The organism is Kitasatospora cinereorecta, assembly GCF_024172095.1.
GTDB classification, from domain to species: Bacteria; Actinomycetota; Actinomycetes; order Streptomycetales; family Streptomycetaceae; genus Kitasatospora; species Kitasatospora cinereorecta.
Genome location: NZ_JAMZDX010000003.1, coordinates 186,236 through 202,471, shown reverse-complemented (window position 1 = coordinate 202,471; position 16,236 = coordinate 186,236). Strand labels below are relative to the sequence as shown.

At 70.9% G+C, this 16,236-nt stretch carries 10 protein-coding genes; 2 read left to right on the top strand and 8 right to left on the bottom strand.

Going from position 1 to position 16,236, the window contains the following annotated elements; genetic code table 11:
- Window positions 1-4: 4 nt before the first annotated feature.
- Window positions 5-1,216, bottom strand: a complete 1,212-nt coding sequence (locus FHR36_RS14515) for a cytochrome P450 (protein ID WP_253797061.1) — start codon at window positions 1,214-1,216, stop codon at window positions 5-7.
- 3 nt (window positions 1,217-1,219) lie between these two features.
- Window positions 1,220-1,984, bottom strand: a complete 765-nt coding sequence (locus tag FHR36_RS14510; protein WP_253797059.1) for an SIR2 family NAD-dependent protein deacylase — start codon at window positions 1,982-1,984, stop codon at window positions 1,220-1,222.
- A gap of 111 nt (window positions 1,985-2,095) precedes the next feature.
- On the opposite strand from FHR36_RS14510, the gene FHR36_RS14505 reads away from it, so the two are divergent.
- Window positions 2,096-3,160 (top strand): ATP-binding protein, encoded by a 1,065-nt coding sequence (locus FHR36_RS14505; RefSeq protein ID WP_253797057.1) that lies wholly within the window; start codon window positions 2,096-2,098, stop codon window positions 3,158-3,160.
- Complete coding sequence (locus tag FHR36_RS14500; RefSeq protein WP_253797050.1) at window positions 3,157-4,923, top strand: vWA domain-containing protein; 1,767 nt, start codon at window positions 3,157-3,159, stop codon at window positions 4,921-4,923. The genes FHR36_RS14505 and FHR36_RS14500 overlap by 4 nt, the downstream gene beginning before the upstream one ends.
- 1 nt (window position 4,924) lies before the next feature.
- Here FHR36_RS14500 and FHR36_RS14495 read toward each other — a convergent pair whose 3' ends face one another.
- From FHR36_RS14495 to rpoB, 6 genes are all read right to left on the bottom strand, one after another.
- The gene (locus tag FHR36_RS14495; protein WP_253797048.1) at window positions 4,925-5,512 is read right to left on the bottom strand and encodes a hypothetical protein; all 588 of its coding nucleotides are present in this window, start codon (window positions 5,510-5,512) and stop codon (window positions 4,925-4,927) included.
- A gap of 173 nt (window positions 5,513-5,685) precedes the next feature.
- Window positions 5,686-6,369 (bottom strand): response regulator, encoded by a 684-nt coding sequence (locus tag FHR36_RS14490; protein WP_253797046.1) that lies wholly within the window; start codon window positions 6,367-6,369, stop codon window positions 5,686-5,688.
- Between the two features lie 33 nt (window positions 6,370-6,402).
- A complete protein-coding gene (locus FHR36_RS39325; RefSeq protein WP_301330244.1) occupies window positions 6,403-7,578 on the bottom strand; it encodes a sensor histidine kinase in 1,176 nt (391 codons plus the stop codon).
- Between the two features lie 76 nt (window positions 7,579-7,654).
- Complete coding sequence (locus FHR36_RS14480; RefSeq protein WP_253799261.1) at window positions 7,655-8,323, bottom strand: DUF4097 family beta strand repeat-containing protein; 669 nt, start codon at window positions 8,321-8,323, stop codon at window positions 7,655-7,657.
- A 230-nt stretch (window positions 8,324-8,553) separates the two neighbouring features.
- On the bottom strand, window positions 8,554-12,447 hold the full coding sequence (locus FHR36_RS14475) for a DNA-directed RNA polymerase subunit beta' (protein WP_253797044.1): 3,894 nt from the start codon (window positions 12,445-12,447) through the stop codon (window positions 8,554-8,556).
- A gap of 119 nt (window positions 12,448-12,566) precedes the next feature.
- Window positions 12,567-16,043: a DNA-directed RNA polymerase subunit beta gene (rpoB, locus tag FHR36_RS14470; RefSeq protein WP_253797042.1), complete on the bottom strand. Its 3,477-nt coding sequence runs from the start codon at window positions 16,041-16,043 to the stop codon at window positions 12,567-12,569.
- Window positions 16,044-16,236 lie beyond the last annotated feature (193 nt).

Here is a 16,236-nt window from a genome sequence, read left to right as displayed (position 1 = left end):
CCGCTCAGACCTCGACCAGCAGTTGCTCCAGTCCCCGGATCACGTACCCGGGGCGCCAGGTGGGCTCCTGGAGCAGTTCCATCCGGGGCGCCCGGCGCAGCAGTGCGCCGTACGACTCGGTGAGCTCCATTCTGGCGAGCGGGGCGCCGAGGCAGAAATGGATTCCGGCGCCGAAGGTGATGTGCGGGTTGTCGGTGCGGCCGAGGTCGAGCCGGTCGGGGTCGGGGAAGCGCTCCGGGTCGCGGTTGGCGGAGCCGAAGAGGAGGGCCACCTCGGAGCCGCGCGGGATGGTCACGCCGCCGACCTCGATGTCCTCCAGCACCCAGCGTTCGAACATCTGCAGCGGGGTGTCGTAGCGCATCAGCTCCTCGACGGCGGTGGGCAGCAGTTCGTCCACCGAGGCGCGCAGCCGGGCGAGTTCGCCGGGGTTGCGGAACAGCGCCCACCAGCCGTTGCCGGTGGTGTTGACGGTCGCCTCGTGGCCGGCGTTGAGCAGCAGTACGCAGGTGGAGACCATCTCCTGCTCGCTGAGCACCTCGCCGCCGTCGGCGACCCGGGCGAGCCCGCTGATCAGGTCCTCGCCGGGGGCGGCCCGGCGTTCGCGGATCAGGGCCCGCAGGTAGTCGGAGAACTCGGTGCTGGCCCGGACGGCCCGTGCGGCGGCCTCGGGCGTGGGGTTGAGTTCGAACATGCCGGTGATGTCGGCCGACCAGGGCCGCAGCAGGTGCCGGTCGGCGGCGGGCACGCCGAGCATCTCGGCGATCACCGCGACCGGGAGGGGTTCGGCGACCCGGGCGATGAGGTCGCCGCCGCCGTCCGCGAGCAGTCCGCTCACCAGCTCGTCGGCGAGCCTGCGGACGGTGGGGCGCAGCGACTCGACCATGCGCGGGGTGAAGGCCTTGGAGACCAGCCGGCGGATCCGGGTGTGGTCGGGGGCCTCCAGGTCGAGCAGGCCGTGGTCGTTGAGGGTGTGGAAGGGCTCGTGCGCGGGGTCGGGCGCGGGCCGGCCGAACTCCTCGTGGGTGAAGCGGTGGGTGTAGGTGCGGCCGAGCCGGCGGTCCCGCAGCAGGGCGCTGACGTCGGCGTACCGGGAGATCAGCCACTGGTCGCTGGGCTCGTACCGGACGACCGGCTCCTTCTCCCGCAGTTCGGCGTAGGCCGGGTACGGATGGGCCACGAACTCCGCGGACCACGGGTCGAAGGTGCCGGTCGCCATCGATCACTCCCTGCTCGTCGGGGTGCCATCGTAGGCACCGGCGACGATCCGCTTCACCAGGGCCGGAAGGGCGGTGGAGATCGGCTCGCGGACGACCTCCTCGGCGGCGTCGTCGTACGGGGTGGGCTCGGCGTTGACCACGATCAGCCGGGCGCCGTGCTCCAGGGCGATCTGCGGGAGGGCGGCGGCCGGGTGGACCTGGAGGCTGCTGCCGACCGCGACGAACAGGTCGCAGGCCTGGGCGACGGCGTCCGCCTGCTGCAGCACGACGGGGTCGAGCAGCTCGCCGAACATGACCGTACGGGGCTTGAGCAGCCCGCCACAGGCCAGGCAGGCCGGGTCGTCCTCGCCGGCGGCGACCCGGGCCAGCGCCTCCCCCATCGGGGTGCGGGCCCGGCAGCGCACGCACTGCACCTCCTGGGCGGTGCCGTGCAGTTCGATCACCTTGCGGGCGGGCAGTCCGGCGCGCTGGTGCAGGCCGTCGACGTTCTGGGTGAGCACCCGCACCGCGATGCCGGCGCGCTCCAGGTCGACCAGGGCGCGGTGGCCGGCGTTGGGCTCGGCGGCGAGCGCGCCGGCGTCGCGGCGCAGCAGCCAGGCGCGGCGGCGGACGTCCGGATCGGCCAGGTACGGGCCGATGGTGACCAGTTCCTGGGCGCTCGGGTCGCGCTGCCAAAGGCCCTGCGGGCCGCGGTAGTCGGGGATTCCGGAGTCGGTGGAGATGCCGGCGCCGGTCATCACGGCGACCAGCGGGCGCTTGGCGTTCATGCCCGGACGGTACGGCGCCGACGGCGGCCGCCGCCACCGGAAAACCGGGTGCGGCGGCGGGGCGGGGGTCGGAGACTGACGGGGAATTCCCCGTCGAAGGAGTGTCCCGTCTTGCAGGGTGCCGTCACCGTGTCGCCGTCCCAGGTCCCCGAGCTGCTGCTGGGGTTGGCCACCGTCAGGCCGGTCTTCCTGTGGGGCGCGCCGGGGATCGGGAAGTCCTCGCTGGTGCGGGAGTTCGCCGCTTCGCTGGGGCTGGAGTGCGTGAGCCTGATCGGCACCCAGCTGGCGCCGGAGGACCTGGTCGGCGTCCCGCAGATCACCCCCGAGGGGCGCTCCCGGTTCTGCCCGCCGGAGTCGATCGCCCGCGACGAGCCGTACTGCCTGTTCCTGGACGAGCTGAACGCCGCCACCCCGGACGTGCAGAAGGCCTTCTACTCGCTGATCCTGGACCGCCGGATCGGCTCGTACGAGCTGCCGCCCGGCTCGATCGTGATCGGCGCCGGCAACCGGGCGACCGACGGCGCGCTGGCCCGTCCGATGGCGTCCGCGCTGGTCAACCGGCTGGTCCACGTCCATCTGCGGGCCAGCGCCGGCGACTGGCTCGACTGGGCGGCGGGCAGCGGCATCCACCCCTGGGTGGTCGACTACCTCACCGACCGGCCGGACCACCTGTGGTCGGCGCCGCCGAAGACCGAGGAGCCGTTCTCCACCCCGCGCGCCTGGCACATGCTCTCCGACGCCCTGCACTCCTTCGGCCCGACGCTGGACGAGGTGACCCTCAAGGTGCTCGCCCACGGCCTGCTCACCCCGCAGCACGCGGTGGCGTTCGGCGGCTACGCCAAGATCGTGCGCAACGCGTACGGGCTGGACTCGATCCTCAAGGGCGACGCCCGCTGGCCGAACCGGCTGGAGGACCGGGACCTGCTCTACTACCTCGCGGACGCGTTCCGGGGCCGGCTGGTCAAGGAGCTGCCGGCTCGCAAGGAGCACATCTCACCGGCGCTGCGCCAGACCGCCTTCCGCGCCAAGTCGCTGCTGGTGCAGCTGGCCGAGATCTCGGTCGAGGTGGCCCAGACGGTGATCGCGGACGGGGCGGACGGCAACCCGGTGCTGCCCGCCTGGTTCCTGATCGAGGCGGCCCGCGACATGCCCCGGCTGGTCGAGGCCCGCCGGTGAAGCCGCAGACCCGCCCCGACCCGGCCGCCGAGGCGTTCGAGGAGGGGCAGCGGATCCTGCGCGCCAACCACGCGCTGGCCTCCGTCGAGGCGAAGTTCTGCCGCAACCCCGACTGCCCGCTGCAGCCGGAGGACGGCTGGGCGGTGGTCGACTCGGCCGGCACCGTGCACATCGACCCCCGGCGCCGGGCCGAACCCGCCGAGTGGGCCTGGGTGCTGGCGCACTGCCTGCTGCACCTCGGCTTCGGCCACGTGCCCGCGGCCGGCACCCCCAGGCGCGCCGCCGACGCGTACGAGCTGGCCGCCCGCTGCGCGGTGGTCAACCGCTTCCTGGCCTCCTTCGCGATCGGCCGGGCCCCGTTCGAGCTGCCGCCCCCGGTGGCCGGGGACGAGGAGACGCTGGCCGCCCGCTGGCGGCGCGACGGCCTGCCCCGGATCCCCGGCACCGCCGGCCGGGGCAGCGACCAGCTGCTGGTCGCCCACCACCCGAGCTGGGCGCCCGAGGACTGGACGGTGGGCTTCGCCACCGCGCTGACCCGCACCATGTCCGCCGCGATGGACGTGGCCGGCGGCCGCCGCGAGGAGCTGACCGGGCAGCGCCTGCCCGAGCGGCCCTGGACCAGGGCGCTCAACTGGTTCATCTCCTCCTACCCGCTGCTCGGCGGCATCGCGGCCGGCATCACCCTGGTCGCCGACGCCGAACTCGCCCGCGCCCAGGGCATCGCGGTCGCCGCGGTCAACACCGACGCGGGCGAGATCTACCTCAACCCGCTGCTGCACCACAGCGACGAGGAGTGGCGGTTCATCCTCGGCCACGAAATGCTGCACGCCGCACTGCGCCACCAGGACCGCTGCGGCGCCCGCGACCCGTACCTGTTCAACATCGCCGCCGACTACGTGATCAACGGCTGGCTGATCGAGATGGGCGTCGGCGAGATGCCCGAAGGACTGCTGCACGACCCGCAGTTGAAGGGCCTGTCGGCGGAGGAGGTGTACGACCGCATCGTCCGCGACCAGCGCCGGATCCGGCGCCTCGCCACCCTGGCCGGGAAGGGCAAGTCCGACCTGATCGGGGAGCCGCTCGGCCCGCCGCGCGACTACGTCGACCTGGACGACTTCTACCGGCGCGGCCTGCAGCAGGGATTCGACCTGCACCAGCGCGAACGGGGGCTGCTGCCCCTCGGGTTGGTGGAGGAGATCCGGGCGCTGGCCCATCCGCCGCTCCCCTGGGACGCCCGACTGGCCCGCTGGTTCGACGAGTTCGTGCCCTCGCCGACCGCCGTGCGCAGCTACGCCCGCCCCTCCCGGCGGCAGGCGTCCACCCCGGACATTCCGCGGGCCGGCCGCTACCTCCCGCCCGAGGAGGTGGCCCGCTGCACCTTCGGCGTCGTCCTGGACACCTCCGGCTCGATGAGCCGCGTCCTGCTCGGCAAGGCCCTCGGGGCGATCGCCTCGTACGCCGCCGCCCGGGACGTCCCGGCGGCCCGGGTGGTGTTCTGCGACGCCGCGCCGCACGACGCCGGCTTCCTGCCGGCCGAGGAGATCGCCGGGCGGGTCCGGGTCCGCGGGCGCGGCGGCACCGTGCTGCAGCCCGGCATCGACCTGCTGGAGCGGGCCGAGGACTTCCCGTCCGCCGCCCCGATCCTGGTGATCACCGACGGGGAGTGCGACGTGGTCCGGGTCCGCCGCGAGCACGCGTTCCTGGTCCCGCAGGGCAGCGGGCTGCCGTTCACGCCCCGCAGTCCGGTGTTCCGGATGCGCTGAGTCAGACGGCCCGGACCGGGCCGGCGGACCGGGCCGGGCGGGTCAGCGGCAGGAAGGCGGCCAGGTAGAGCAGGGCGCCGACGGACAGCAGGTCCAGCGAGGCCCCCATCAGCACGGTCGCCGCCAGCACCAGCACCGGGCTCCACCACGGCAGCCGGCGCACCGCCGCCAGCCCGCAGACCAGCGCCAGCAGCCCGACGTAGAACAGCAGCGGGCCCACCGAGTAGAAGGCCGGCATCACCCCGGGGTGCGCCTGGATCCGGTCGAACATCGCGTGCTGCTCGGCCTTGTCGGCCGCCACCGCGCCGACGTACAGGTCGATCGAGACCTGCCCCAGCGAGGCCGCCAGGCCGAGCATCGCGACGGCGAGCGACAGCGCGGCCGCCACCCGGCCGGGCGCGGTGCGCGGCCGGATCCGCCGGTACAGCTCGACGAAGCCCACGCCCAGCAGCACCATCGCGGCCAGCAGCGCGGTGTGGCCCGCCGTCCAGCCCGGCCCGGGCTGCCGGGAGCCGGGGATCAGCCGGACCGCGCCGTACAGCGCGAGCAGCAGGGGGGAGGCCAGCAGGGCCCGGGTACGCAGGTTCATCGCGAACTCCTCGGTGTCGTCAGCAGGTTCGTCAGGAGTCCTGCTGTTCGTCAGAATCCTGCTGCCGCACCCCGCCCCGGCGGATCGCCGGTACCGGTGATCCCGGCGCCTCCCCCGCACGGGCGAGGGAGGTACCGGTGATCCCGGCGCCTCCCCCGCACGGGCGAGGGAGGTCAGTCCTCGCCCGCCACCACCGCGCCCGACTCGTACGCGAACACCACCGCGTGCACCCGGTCGCGCAGCTGCAACTTGCCCAGCACATTGCTGACATGGGTCTTCACGGTGTGCTCGCTGACCACCAGCTGGGCGGCGATCTCGGCGTTGGACAACCCCCGGGCGAGCAGCCGCAGGGTCTCCGCCTCCCGGGCGGTGAGCTGTTCCAGCAACCGGGAGGGCGCCCTGGGTGGCTGCGCCGGGCCGATCGCCGCACCCCGGCGGGCGGTGAACTCGCCGATCAGCCGCCGGGTGACCGAGGGGGCGAGCAGCGCCTCGCCGGAGGCGACCATCCGTACGCCGTGCGCCAGGTCGTCCCGGCGGACGTCCTTGAGCAGGAAGCCGCTGGCCCCGGCGTACAGCGCGTCGTAGACGTAGTCGTCGATGTCGAAGGTGGTCAGCATGATCACCTTGCAGGCGGGGAACTCGGCGCACACCCGCCGGGCCGCCTCCAGCCCGTCCATCACCGGCATCCGGACGTCGAGCAGCAGCACGTCCGGGGCGTGCGTGCGAACCGCCTCGATCGCCTCCGCGCCGTCGGCCGCCTCCGCCACCACCTCGATGTCCGGCTGGGCGTCCAGGATCATCTGGAACCCGGCCCGCACCAGCTCCTGGTCGTCCGCGACCACCACCCGAATCGGCATCTCCCACCCCTTCACTCGGCCTGCCATGCCCTGTTACGCCCGCAGCGGCAGCCGGGCCGCCACCGTGAACCCGCGCCCGTCCGGTCCTGGACCGGCCTGGGCGCTGCCGCCGCAGGCCGCGGCCCGCTCGCGGATGGACACCAGCCCGCGCCCGCCCGACCGTCCGCTCACCGCGTCCTGCGCGCCGGCCGCCCCGCACCCGTCGTCGGTGACCTCCACCGCCAGGTCCGCGCCGCTGCGCACCACCAGCACCGACACCCGGGTGGCCCCGGCGTGCTTGACGGTGTTGGTCAGCGCCTCCTGGACGATCCGGTAGGCCGCCGCCTGCACCTCCGCCGGCCCGGACTCCTCGATCCGCGACTCGACCCGCACGCCCGACGCCCGGACCCGCTCCACCACCGCCGCCAGCTCCGACAGCCGGGGCTGCGGCGCCAGCTCCGGACCGGCCCCCGCCTCCTTCAGCACGCCGAGGACCCGCCGCAACTGCACCATCGCGTCCCGCCCCGAGTCGGCGATCGCGTCGAACGCCCGGATCGCCCGGTCCGGGTCGCTGCGCACCACCAGCGGACCGGCCTCCGCCTGGATCACCATCAGCGAGACCGCGTGCGCCAGGATGTCGTGCATCTCCCGGGCGATCCGGGCCCGCTCCTCGGCCACCGCCCGCGCCGCGTCGCTGGCCGCCCGCAGCCCGACCTGCTCCGCCCGCTCCGCCTCCACCCGGGCGAGGCGGCGCAACTCCCGGACCAGCGAGCCGAAGACGAAGCTGCCCACCGACACCACCAGGCTGAACAGCGCGCCGCTCGGCGAGTGGGTGCCGACGATATTGCCGACCACCAGGACCACCAGGGTCAGCAGCCGCTGCCAGTCCCGCCCGCGGTCGGCCAGGGTGTAGATCGTCACGACGGCGAAGACCTGCACCTGCGGCATCACCGAGTGGGCGACCACCGACAGCACTGCCGCCGGAACGCTGCTGGCCAGCAGCACCGCACCCGGGAACCGCCGCCGCCACGGCAGCGGGACGGACGACGCGGTCGCCAGCAGGTACACCCACCAGGGCCACGCGGTGTCGTCGTCGTACACCGACCACAGCGACACGGCCGCCGAGAACACCGCCAGCAGCACGTCCACCACGACCGGCTCCGCCCGGCCCAGCCGCCCTGACACCCGGGCCCGCACCCGCACCGCCCGCTCGCGCAGCGCCCACTCCATGTCCGCCCCTCCCCCGAGCCCCGGGGGACGATCATGCCGTACGCCCGCCGCCCGGCGTGCTCCCGGGCCGCCCGGCTCAGGCACCGGCGACCGTCACGTCACCGGTGCCGGTCCGGGCGGTGATCCGGCGCTCGGCGGCGGCCGAGCGCTCCACCCCGATGTGCACGTCGCCGGTGCCGGTCTCGGCCTCCACGGCGTACGCCCGGCCGGCCGGCACCGTCACCCTGACGCTGCCGGTCGAACTGGTCGCCGTCACCTCGGCGGGAGCGTCCGCGAACGAGGCGCTGACGTCACCGGTGCTGCTCTCCAGCCGCACCGAGGACGCCTTCAGCCCCTTCGCCACCACCTGCCCGGTCGAGCTCTCCGCCTCCACCCGCCCGGCCATGCCGCTCACTCGCACATCGCCGGTGGAGTTGTGCAGCTGCACCACGGTGCCCTCGGGCACCTCCACCCGGTAGCCCACCGAGCAGTCCGAGCAGCGGTAGGACAGGGTCAGCGTGCCGTCCGCGACCCGGTGGACCGCCTCCGGGTCCTTCCCCCGGTACTGGTGGCGCTCCACCACCTTCACCGCGCTGCCCCCGCCGACCACCTCGATGTCCCCGGTCGCCCCCTGCACCACCAGCACCCGCACCGGCTCGTCGACCCCGTACGCGACCTCCCGGTGCTGCTGCGGCCCGATCGAGCACCCCGCCAGTGCCCCCGCCGCCACCGCGGCCACCCCGACCCACGCCCACGCCCGCCGCATCACGGCCCCTCCCGTCCCGGGCCCGGCCCCTCCGCGCCCACCCGAGCAGCCTCCCCCGCCCGCCCGCCGCTCCGGATCCCCCACCGGACCCATCCCGCCCACTCCCCCGCACGAGGGATCAGGCCGAGCGGACGCACAAACGCCGCAGGGCGGCCACCCCGAGTGGGGTGACCGCCCTGCGGTTCAGGAGCATGGGCCCCTCCTGCCCGATGCCGGGCAAGGAGGGAGACTCAGCCGGTGTACGGGCCGTAGTCGTAGTCGTCCAGCGGGACCGCCTGGCCGGAGCCGGCGCCGAAGGGCGACAGGTCGTAGTCGTCGTAGCCGACGGCCGAGTACATGGCGGCCTTGGCCTCCTCGGTCGGCTCGACCCGGATGTTGCGGTAGCGGGGCAGACCCGTACCGGCCGGGATGAGCTTACCGAGGATGACGTTCTCCTTGAGGCCCAGCAGCGGGTCCGACTTGGCGTGGATCGCCGCGTCGGTGAGGACCCGGGTCGTCTCCTGGAAGGAGGCGGCCGACAGCCAGGACTCGGTGGCCAGCGAGGCCTTGGTGATACCCATCAGCTGCGGACGGCCGGAGGCGGGGTGACCGCCCTCGGAGACCACACGACGGTTCTCGGTCTCGAAGCGGCCGCGCTCGACGAGCTCGCCCGGGAGCAGCTCGGCGTCGCCCGACTCGATGATCGTCACGCGGCGGAGCATCTGCCGGATGATGATCTCGATGTGCTTGTCGTGGATCGACACACCCTGCGAGTTGTAGACCTTCTGGACCTCGGCGACCAGGTGGATCTGGACGGCACGCTGGCCCATGATGCGCAGGACGTCGTGCGGGTTGGTGGCACCGACGGTCAGCTTCTGGCCGACCTCGACCGCCTCGCCCTCGCTGACGAGCAGCTTCACACGCTTGGAGACCGGGTAGGCGATCTCGTCGCTGCCGTCGTCCGGCGTGACGACGATCTTGCGGGTCTTCTCGGTGTCCTCGATGCGGACCCGGCCCTGCGCCTCCGAGATCGGGGCCACACCCTTGGGGGTACGGGCCTCGAAGAGCTCGACGACACGCGGCAGACCCTGGGTGATGTCGTCACCGGCCACACCACCGGTGTGGAAGGTACGCATGGTCAGCTGGGTGCCGGGCTCACCGATGGACTGGGCGGCGATGATGCCGACCGCCTCACCGATGTCGACCAGCTTGCCGGTGGCCAGCGAGCGGCCGTAGCACATGGCGCAGGTGCCGACCGCCGACTCACAGGTGAGGATCGAGCGGGTCTTGACCTCGCTGATGTCGTGGCGGATCAGCTCGTCGATCAGCACGTCACCGAGGTCGGTGTTGGCGGTGGCAAGGAGCTTGCCGTCCACCGTGATGTCCTCGGCGAGCATGCGGGCGTAGACGCTGGTCTCGACGTCGTCGGCCTTGCGCAGCACGCCGTCGGCGCCCACGGAACCGATCGACAGCTTGAGGCCGCGCTCGGTGCCGCAGTCCTCCTCGCGAATGATGACGTCCTGGGAGACGTCGACCAGACGACGGGTGAGGTAGCCGGAGTCGGCGGTACGCAGGGCGGTGTCGGCGAGACCCTTACGGGCACCGTGGGTGGAGATGAAGTACTCCAGCACGGAGAGACCCTCACGGAACGACGCCTTGATGGGGCGCGCGATGGTCTCGTTCTTCGCGTTCGACACCAGACCACGCATACCGGCGATCTGACGCATCTGCATCATGTTTCCACGAGCACCCGAGTCGACCATCATGAAGATGGGGTTGGTCTTCGGGAAGTTCGCGGCCATGGCCTCGGCGACCTCGTTGGTCGCGCGGGTCCAGATGCCGACCAGCTCGGACTTGCGCTCGTTGTCGGTGATCAGACCGCGCTCGTACTGCTTCTGGACCTTCTCGGCCTGCGCCTCGTAGCCCTCCAGAATGGCGGGCTTGCTCGGCGGGACGATGACGTCCGAGATCGAGACGGTGACACCGGAACGGGTCGACCAGTGGAAGCCGGACGCCTTCAGGTTGTCCAGCGTCGCGGCGACGACGACCTTGGGGTAGCGCTCGGCCAGGTCGTTGACGATGGCCGACAGCTGCTTCTTGCCGACCTCGTAGTCGACGAACGGGTAGTCCTCGGGCAGCAGCTCGTTGAAGAGCGCGCGGCCCAGGGTCGTGGTGATGCGGAAGGGCTCACCCTCGAACCAGGTGGACTGACCGTCCTCGTCGACCGGGGCGACCCAGCCGCGCGGCGGCACGGTGCCGGCCGGCATCCGCAGGTCGATCGGGGCCTGGACGTCCAGCTCGCGGGCGTCGAAGGCCATGATCGCCTCGGCGGTGGAGGAGAAGGAGCGGCCACCGCCCTTCACCTCCTCGCGGTCCGAGGTGAGGAAGAACAGACCGAGCACCATGTCCTGGGTCGGCATGGTGACCGGACGGCCGTCGGCCGGCTTGAGGATGTTGTTCGAGGACAGCATCAGGATGCGGGCCTCGGCCTGCGCCTCCGCGGAGAGCGGCAGGTGGACGGCCATCTGGTCACCGTCGAAGTCCGCGTTGAACGCGGTGCAGACGAGCGGGTGGATCTGGATGGCCTTGCCCTCGACCAGCTGCGGCTCGAAGGCCTGGATGCCGAGGCGGTGCAGGGTGGGCGCACGGTTCAGCAGGACCGGGTGCTCGGCGATGACCTCTTCGAGGACGTCCCACACGACCGGACGGGCGCGCTCGACCATGCGCTTGGCCGACTTGATGTTCTGCGCGTGGTTCAGGTCGACCAGGCGCTTCATCACGAACGGCTTGAAGAGCTCCAGCGCCATGGCCTTGGGCAGACCGCACTGGTGCAGCTTGAGCTGCGGGCCGACGACGATGACCGAACGGGCCGAGTAGTCGACGCGCTTGCCGAGCAGGTTCTGACGGAAACGACCCTGCTTGCCCTTGAGCATGTCGGACAGCGACTTCAGCGGACGGTTGCCGGGGCCCGTGACCGGGCGACCACGACGGCCGTTGTCGAAGAGCGCGTCGACGGCCTCCTGGAGCATGCGCTTCTCGTTGTTCACGATGATCTCGGGGGCACCGAGGTCGAGGAGGCGCTTCAGGCGGTTGTTGCGGTTGATCACGCGGCGGTACAGGTCGTTCAGGTCGGAGGTCGCGAAGCGGCCACCGTCCAGCTGCACCATCGGACGCAGGTCCGGCGGGATGACCGGGACGCAGTCCAGCACCATGCCCTTGGGCTTGTTGCTGGTCTGCAGGAAGGCGGAGACGACCTTGAGGCGCTTGAGCGCACGGGTCTTCTTCTGGCCCTTGCCGGTGCGGATGATCTCGCGGAGGCGCTCGGCCTCCTCGGCCAGGTCGAAGCTCTCCAGGCGGTCCTTGAGCGCCGCGGCACCCATGGAGCCCGAGAAGTACGTGCCGAAGCGGTCACGCAGCTCGCGGTAGAGGAGCTCGTCGCCCTCCAGGTCCTGGACCTTGAGGTTCTTGAAGCGGGTCCAGACCTCGTCCAGGCGGTCGATCTCGCGCTGGGTGCGGTCGCGGAGCTGCTTCATCTCGCGCTCGGCGCCCTCGCGCACCTTGCGGCGCACGTCGGCCTTGGCGCCCTCGGCCTCCAGCTCGGCCAGGTCGGTCTCGGCCTTCTTGGCGCGGGCCTCGAGGTCGGCGTCGCGGCGGTTCTCGATCTGCTGGCGCTCGACCGAGATGTGCGCCTCGAGGGACGGCAGGTCGCGCTGGCGACGCTCGTCGTCCACCCAGGTGATCATGTAGGCGGCGAAGTAGATGACCTTCTCGAGGTCCTTCGGCGCCAGGTCGAGCAGGTAGCCCAGGCGGGACGGAACGCCCTTGAAGTACCAGATGTGGGTCACCGGGGCGGCCAGCTCGATGTGGCCCATCCGCTCGCGGCGGACCTTGGCGCGAGTGACCTCGACGCCGCAGCGCTCGCAGATGATGCCCTTGAAGCGGACCCGCTTGTACTTACCGCAGTAGCACTCCCAGTCCCGGGTGGGACCGAAGATCTTCTCGCAGAAGAGGCCGTCCTTTTCGGGCTTCAGCGTGCGGTAGTTGATGGTCTCCGGCTTCTTGACCTCGCCGTGCGACCACTGGCGGATGTCGTCGGCGGTGGCCAGGCCGATGCGGAGCTCGTCGAAGAAGTTGACGTCAAGCACTGGTCGTCAAGCCCTCTTTCGTGATTCGAGAGTCTGTCTGTTGGTCTGAGGGGGGCCTGGGGGCGGGCCGGCCTGGGTCGCGTCGTTGAATTCAAACGCGCAGGCCGGCCCCACCTCCGTCAGACCTCTTCGACGCTGCTCGGCTCGCGCCGGGACAGGTCAATGCCGAGCTCCTCGGCGGCGCGGAACACGTCTTCGTCGGAGTCCCGCATCTCGATGGACTGGCCGTCCGAGGACAGCACCTCCACGTTGAGGCAGAGCGACTGCATTTCCTTGATGAGGACCTTGAAGGACTCGGGAATGCCGGGCTCGGGGATGTTCTCGCCCTTGACGATGGCCTCGTAGACCTTCACGCGGCCGAGGACGTCGTCGGACTTGATGGTGAGGAGCTCCTGGAGCGCGTACGCGGCGCCGTACGCCTCGAGGGCCCACACCTCCATCTCACCGAAGCGCTGACCACCGAACTGCGCCTTACCACCGAGCGGCTGCTGGGTGATCATCGAGTACGGGCCGGTCGAACGGGCGTGCAGCTTGTCGTCGACCAGGTGGTGCAGCTTGAGGATGTACATGTAGCCGACCGAGATCGGCATCGGGAACGGCTCGCCGGAGCGGCCGTCGAAGAGCCGGGCCTTGCCGGTGGAGTTCACCAGGCGCTCACCGTCACGGGTGAGGGTGGTGTTGTCCAGCAGGCCGGTGATCTCGTCCTCGCGGGCGCCGTCGAAGACCGGGGTGGCGAGGTTGGTGCCGCCCTCGACCTTGTCCGCGCCGATCTCCTGCAGGCGCTGGGCCCACTCGTCGGCGAGGCCGGAGACGTCCCAGCCCTGCTGGGCGAGCCAGCCGAGGTGGATCTCCAGGACCTGTCCCGGGTTCATTCGGGACGGGACACCCAGCGGGTTCAGGATGATGTCGACCGGGGTGCCGTCCTCCAGGAACGGCATGTCCTCGACCGGCAGGATCTTGGAGATGACACCCTTGTTGCCGTGGCGGCCGGCGAGCTTGTCACCGTTGGTGATCTTGCGCTTCTGGGCCACGTAGACGCGGACCAGCTGGTTCACACCCGGGGGAAGCTCGTCGCCCTCCTCGCGGTCGAACACGCGGACGCCGATGACCTTGCCGGACTCACCGTGCGGCACCTTCAGCGAGGTGTCGCGGACCTCGCGCGCCTTCTCACCGAAGATCGCGCGGAGCAGGCGCTCCTCCGGGGTCAGCTCGGTCTCACCCTTCGGGGTGACCTTGCCGACCAGGATGTCGCCGGTGACGACGTCGGCGCCGATCCGGATGATGCCGCGCTCGTCGAGGTCGGCGAGGACCTCCTCGGAGACGTTCGGGATGTCCCGGGTGATCTCCTCGGGGCCCAGCTTGGTGTCACGGGCGTCGACCTCGTGCTCCTCGATGTGGATCGAGGAGAGGACGTCGTCCTGGACGAGGCGCTGCGACAGGATGATCGCGTCCTCGTAGTTGTGGCCCTCCCACGACATGAACGCCACGAGGAGGTTCTTGCCGAGCGCCATCTCACCCTGGTCGGTGCAGGGGCCGTCGGCCAGCACCTGGCCGGCCTCGACCCGGGCGCCCTCGTCCACGAGCACCTTCTGGTTGAAGGCGGTGCCCTGGTTCGAGCGGGTGAACTTGGCGGCACGGTACGTGGTGTAGGTGCCGTCGTCGTTGGCCACGGTGACGTAGTCGGCGGAGACCTCCTGGACCACACCCGGCTTCTCGGCCGTGATGACGTCCTGGGCGTCGACCGCGCAGCGGTACTCCATGCCGGTGCCGACCAGCGGCGCCTCGCTGCGCAGCAGCGGGACGGCCTGGCGCATCATGTTCGAGCCCATGAGCGCGCGGTTGGCGTCGTCGTGCTCGAGGAACGGGATCATGGCGGTCGCGACCGACACCATCTGGCGCGGCGAGACGTCCATGTAGTCGATCTCGGTGCCGGGGATGTAGTCGATCTCGCCGCCGCGGCGGCGAACCAGGACACGCGGCTCGGCGAAGGTGAGCTCGTTCGTCAGCGGCGCGTTGGCCTGCGCGATGACGTAACGGTCCTCCTCGTCGGCGGTGAGGTAGTCCACGGCCTCGGTCACGACACCGTCGACGACCTTGCGGTACGGGGTCTCGATGAAGCCGAAGGCGTTGACCCGGCCGTAGGAGGCGAGCGAGCCGATCAGACCGATGTTCGGGCCTTCGGGGGTCTCGATCGGACACATGCGGCCGTAGTGCGAGGGGTGCACGTCACGGACCTCGAAGCCGGCCCGCTCACGGGACAGACCACCGGGGCCGAGGGCGGACAGACGGCGCTTGTGGGTCAGGCCCGACAGCGGGTTCGTCTGGTCCATGAACTGCGACAGCTGGCTGGTGCCGAAGAACTCCTTGATGGAGGCGACGACCGGCCGGATGTTGATCAGGGTCTGCGGCGTGATCGCCTCGACGTCCTGGGTGGTCATGCGCTCGCGCACGACGCGCTCCATACGGGCGAGACCCGTACGGACCTGGTTCTGGATCAGCTCGCCCACGTTGCGCAGGCGGCGGTTGCCGAAGTGGTCGATGTCGTCGACCTCGATGACGATGTCGCGGCCCTCGTCATCGCGCCACTCGGTCTCGCCGGCGTGCAGCTTCACCAGGTACTTGATGGTGTTGATGATGTCCGGCTCGGTGAGCACGCCGGAGTCGAGCGACTCCGCGTTGCCGAGCTTGCGGTTCACCTTGTAGCGGCCGACCTTCGCGAGGTCGTAGCGCTTCGGGTTGAAGTACAGGTTCTCGAGCAGCGTCTGCGCGGCCTCACGCGTGGGCGGCTCGCCCGGGCGCAGCTTGCGGTAGATGTCGAGGAGGGCGTCGTCCTGACCCTGGGTGTGGTCCTTCTCCAGGGTGGCGCGCATCGACTCGTACTCGCCGAACTCCTCGAGAATCATCTCGTTGGTCCAGCCGAGCGCCTTGAGCAGCACGGTGACCGACTGCTTGCGCTTGCGGTCGATGCGGACACCGACCATGTCACGCTTGTCGATCTCCATCTCCAGCCAGGCACCCCGGGACGGGATGATCTTGGCGGAGTAGATGTCCTTGTCGGACACCTTGTCCAGGGTGGAGTCGAAGTAGACGCCGGGGGAGCGCACCAGCTGCGAGACGACGACACGCTCGGTGCCGTTGATGATGAAGGTGCCCTTGTTGGTCATGAGCGGGAAGTCGCCCATGAAGACCGTCTGGGACTTGATCTCACCGGTCTCGTTGTTGGTGAACTCCGCCGTGACGAAGAGCGGGGCCGCGTACGTGAAGTCGCGGTCCTTGCACTCGTCGATGGAGTTCTTCGGCGGCTCGAAACGGTGGTCGCGGAAGGTCAGCGACATCGACCCGCTGAAGTCCTCGATCGGGGAGATCTCTTCGAAGATCTCCTCCAGACCGGACTTGGTGGGGACGTCCTGACCAGAGTCCAACGCCGCCTCGACCCGGGCCTTCCAGGCCGCATTGCCGAGCAGCCAGTCAAAGCTCTCGGTCTGCAGGGCGAGGAGGTTCGGTACCTCGAGGGGCTCCTTGATCTTCGCGAACGAGACGCGGAGCGGGGCGGTGGATGCGGCGGAATTGTTCGAGGCGTTGCGCGGCGCGGCCAAGAGGGGGGTCCTTCCGAGGGCTCGGAGCTCACTACGCGCATACCGGCCGGACCTTAGCCGAGGGGTTAAACCCCAGGTCAGGACAGGGACCACTCCGGGCGACGAGTCACGGAGCAGCTAACAGGCAGCGCAAAGGGACAGTGTAGCCAATGGCGACACTGTTGACAAGCCCTGATTCGGAGACCGAATCGGA

Coding starts and splice junctions, on each gene's coding strand:
- FHR36_RS14515 (WP_253797061.1), bottom strand. CDS start 1,216: ATGGCGACCGGCACCTTCGACCCGTGGTCCGCGGAGTTCGTGGCCCAT.
- FHR36_RS39325 (WP_301330244.1), bottom strand. CDS start 7,578: ATGGAGTGGGCGCTGCGCGAGCGGGCGGTGCGGGTGCGGGCCCGGGTG.
- FHR36_RS14480 (WP_253799261.1), bottom strand. CDS start 8,323: ATGCGGCGGGCGTGGGCGTGGGTCGGGGTGGCCGCGGTGGCGGCGGGG.
- FHR36_RS14510 (WP_253797059.1), bottom strand. CDS start 1,984: ATGAACGCCAAGCGCCCGCTGGTCGCCGTGATGACCGGCGCCGGCATC.
- FHR36_RS14490 (WP_253797046.1), bottom strand. CDS start 6,369: ATGCCGATTCGGGTGGTGGTCGCGGACGACCAGGAGCTGGTGCGGGCC.
- FHR36_RS14495 (WP_253797048.1), bottom strand. CDS start 5,512: ATGAACCTGCGTACCCGGGCCCTGCTGGCCTCCCCCCTGCTGCTCGCG.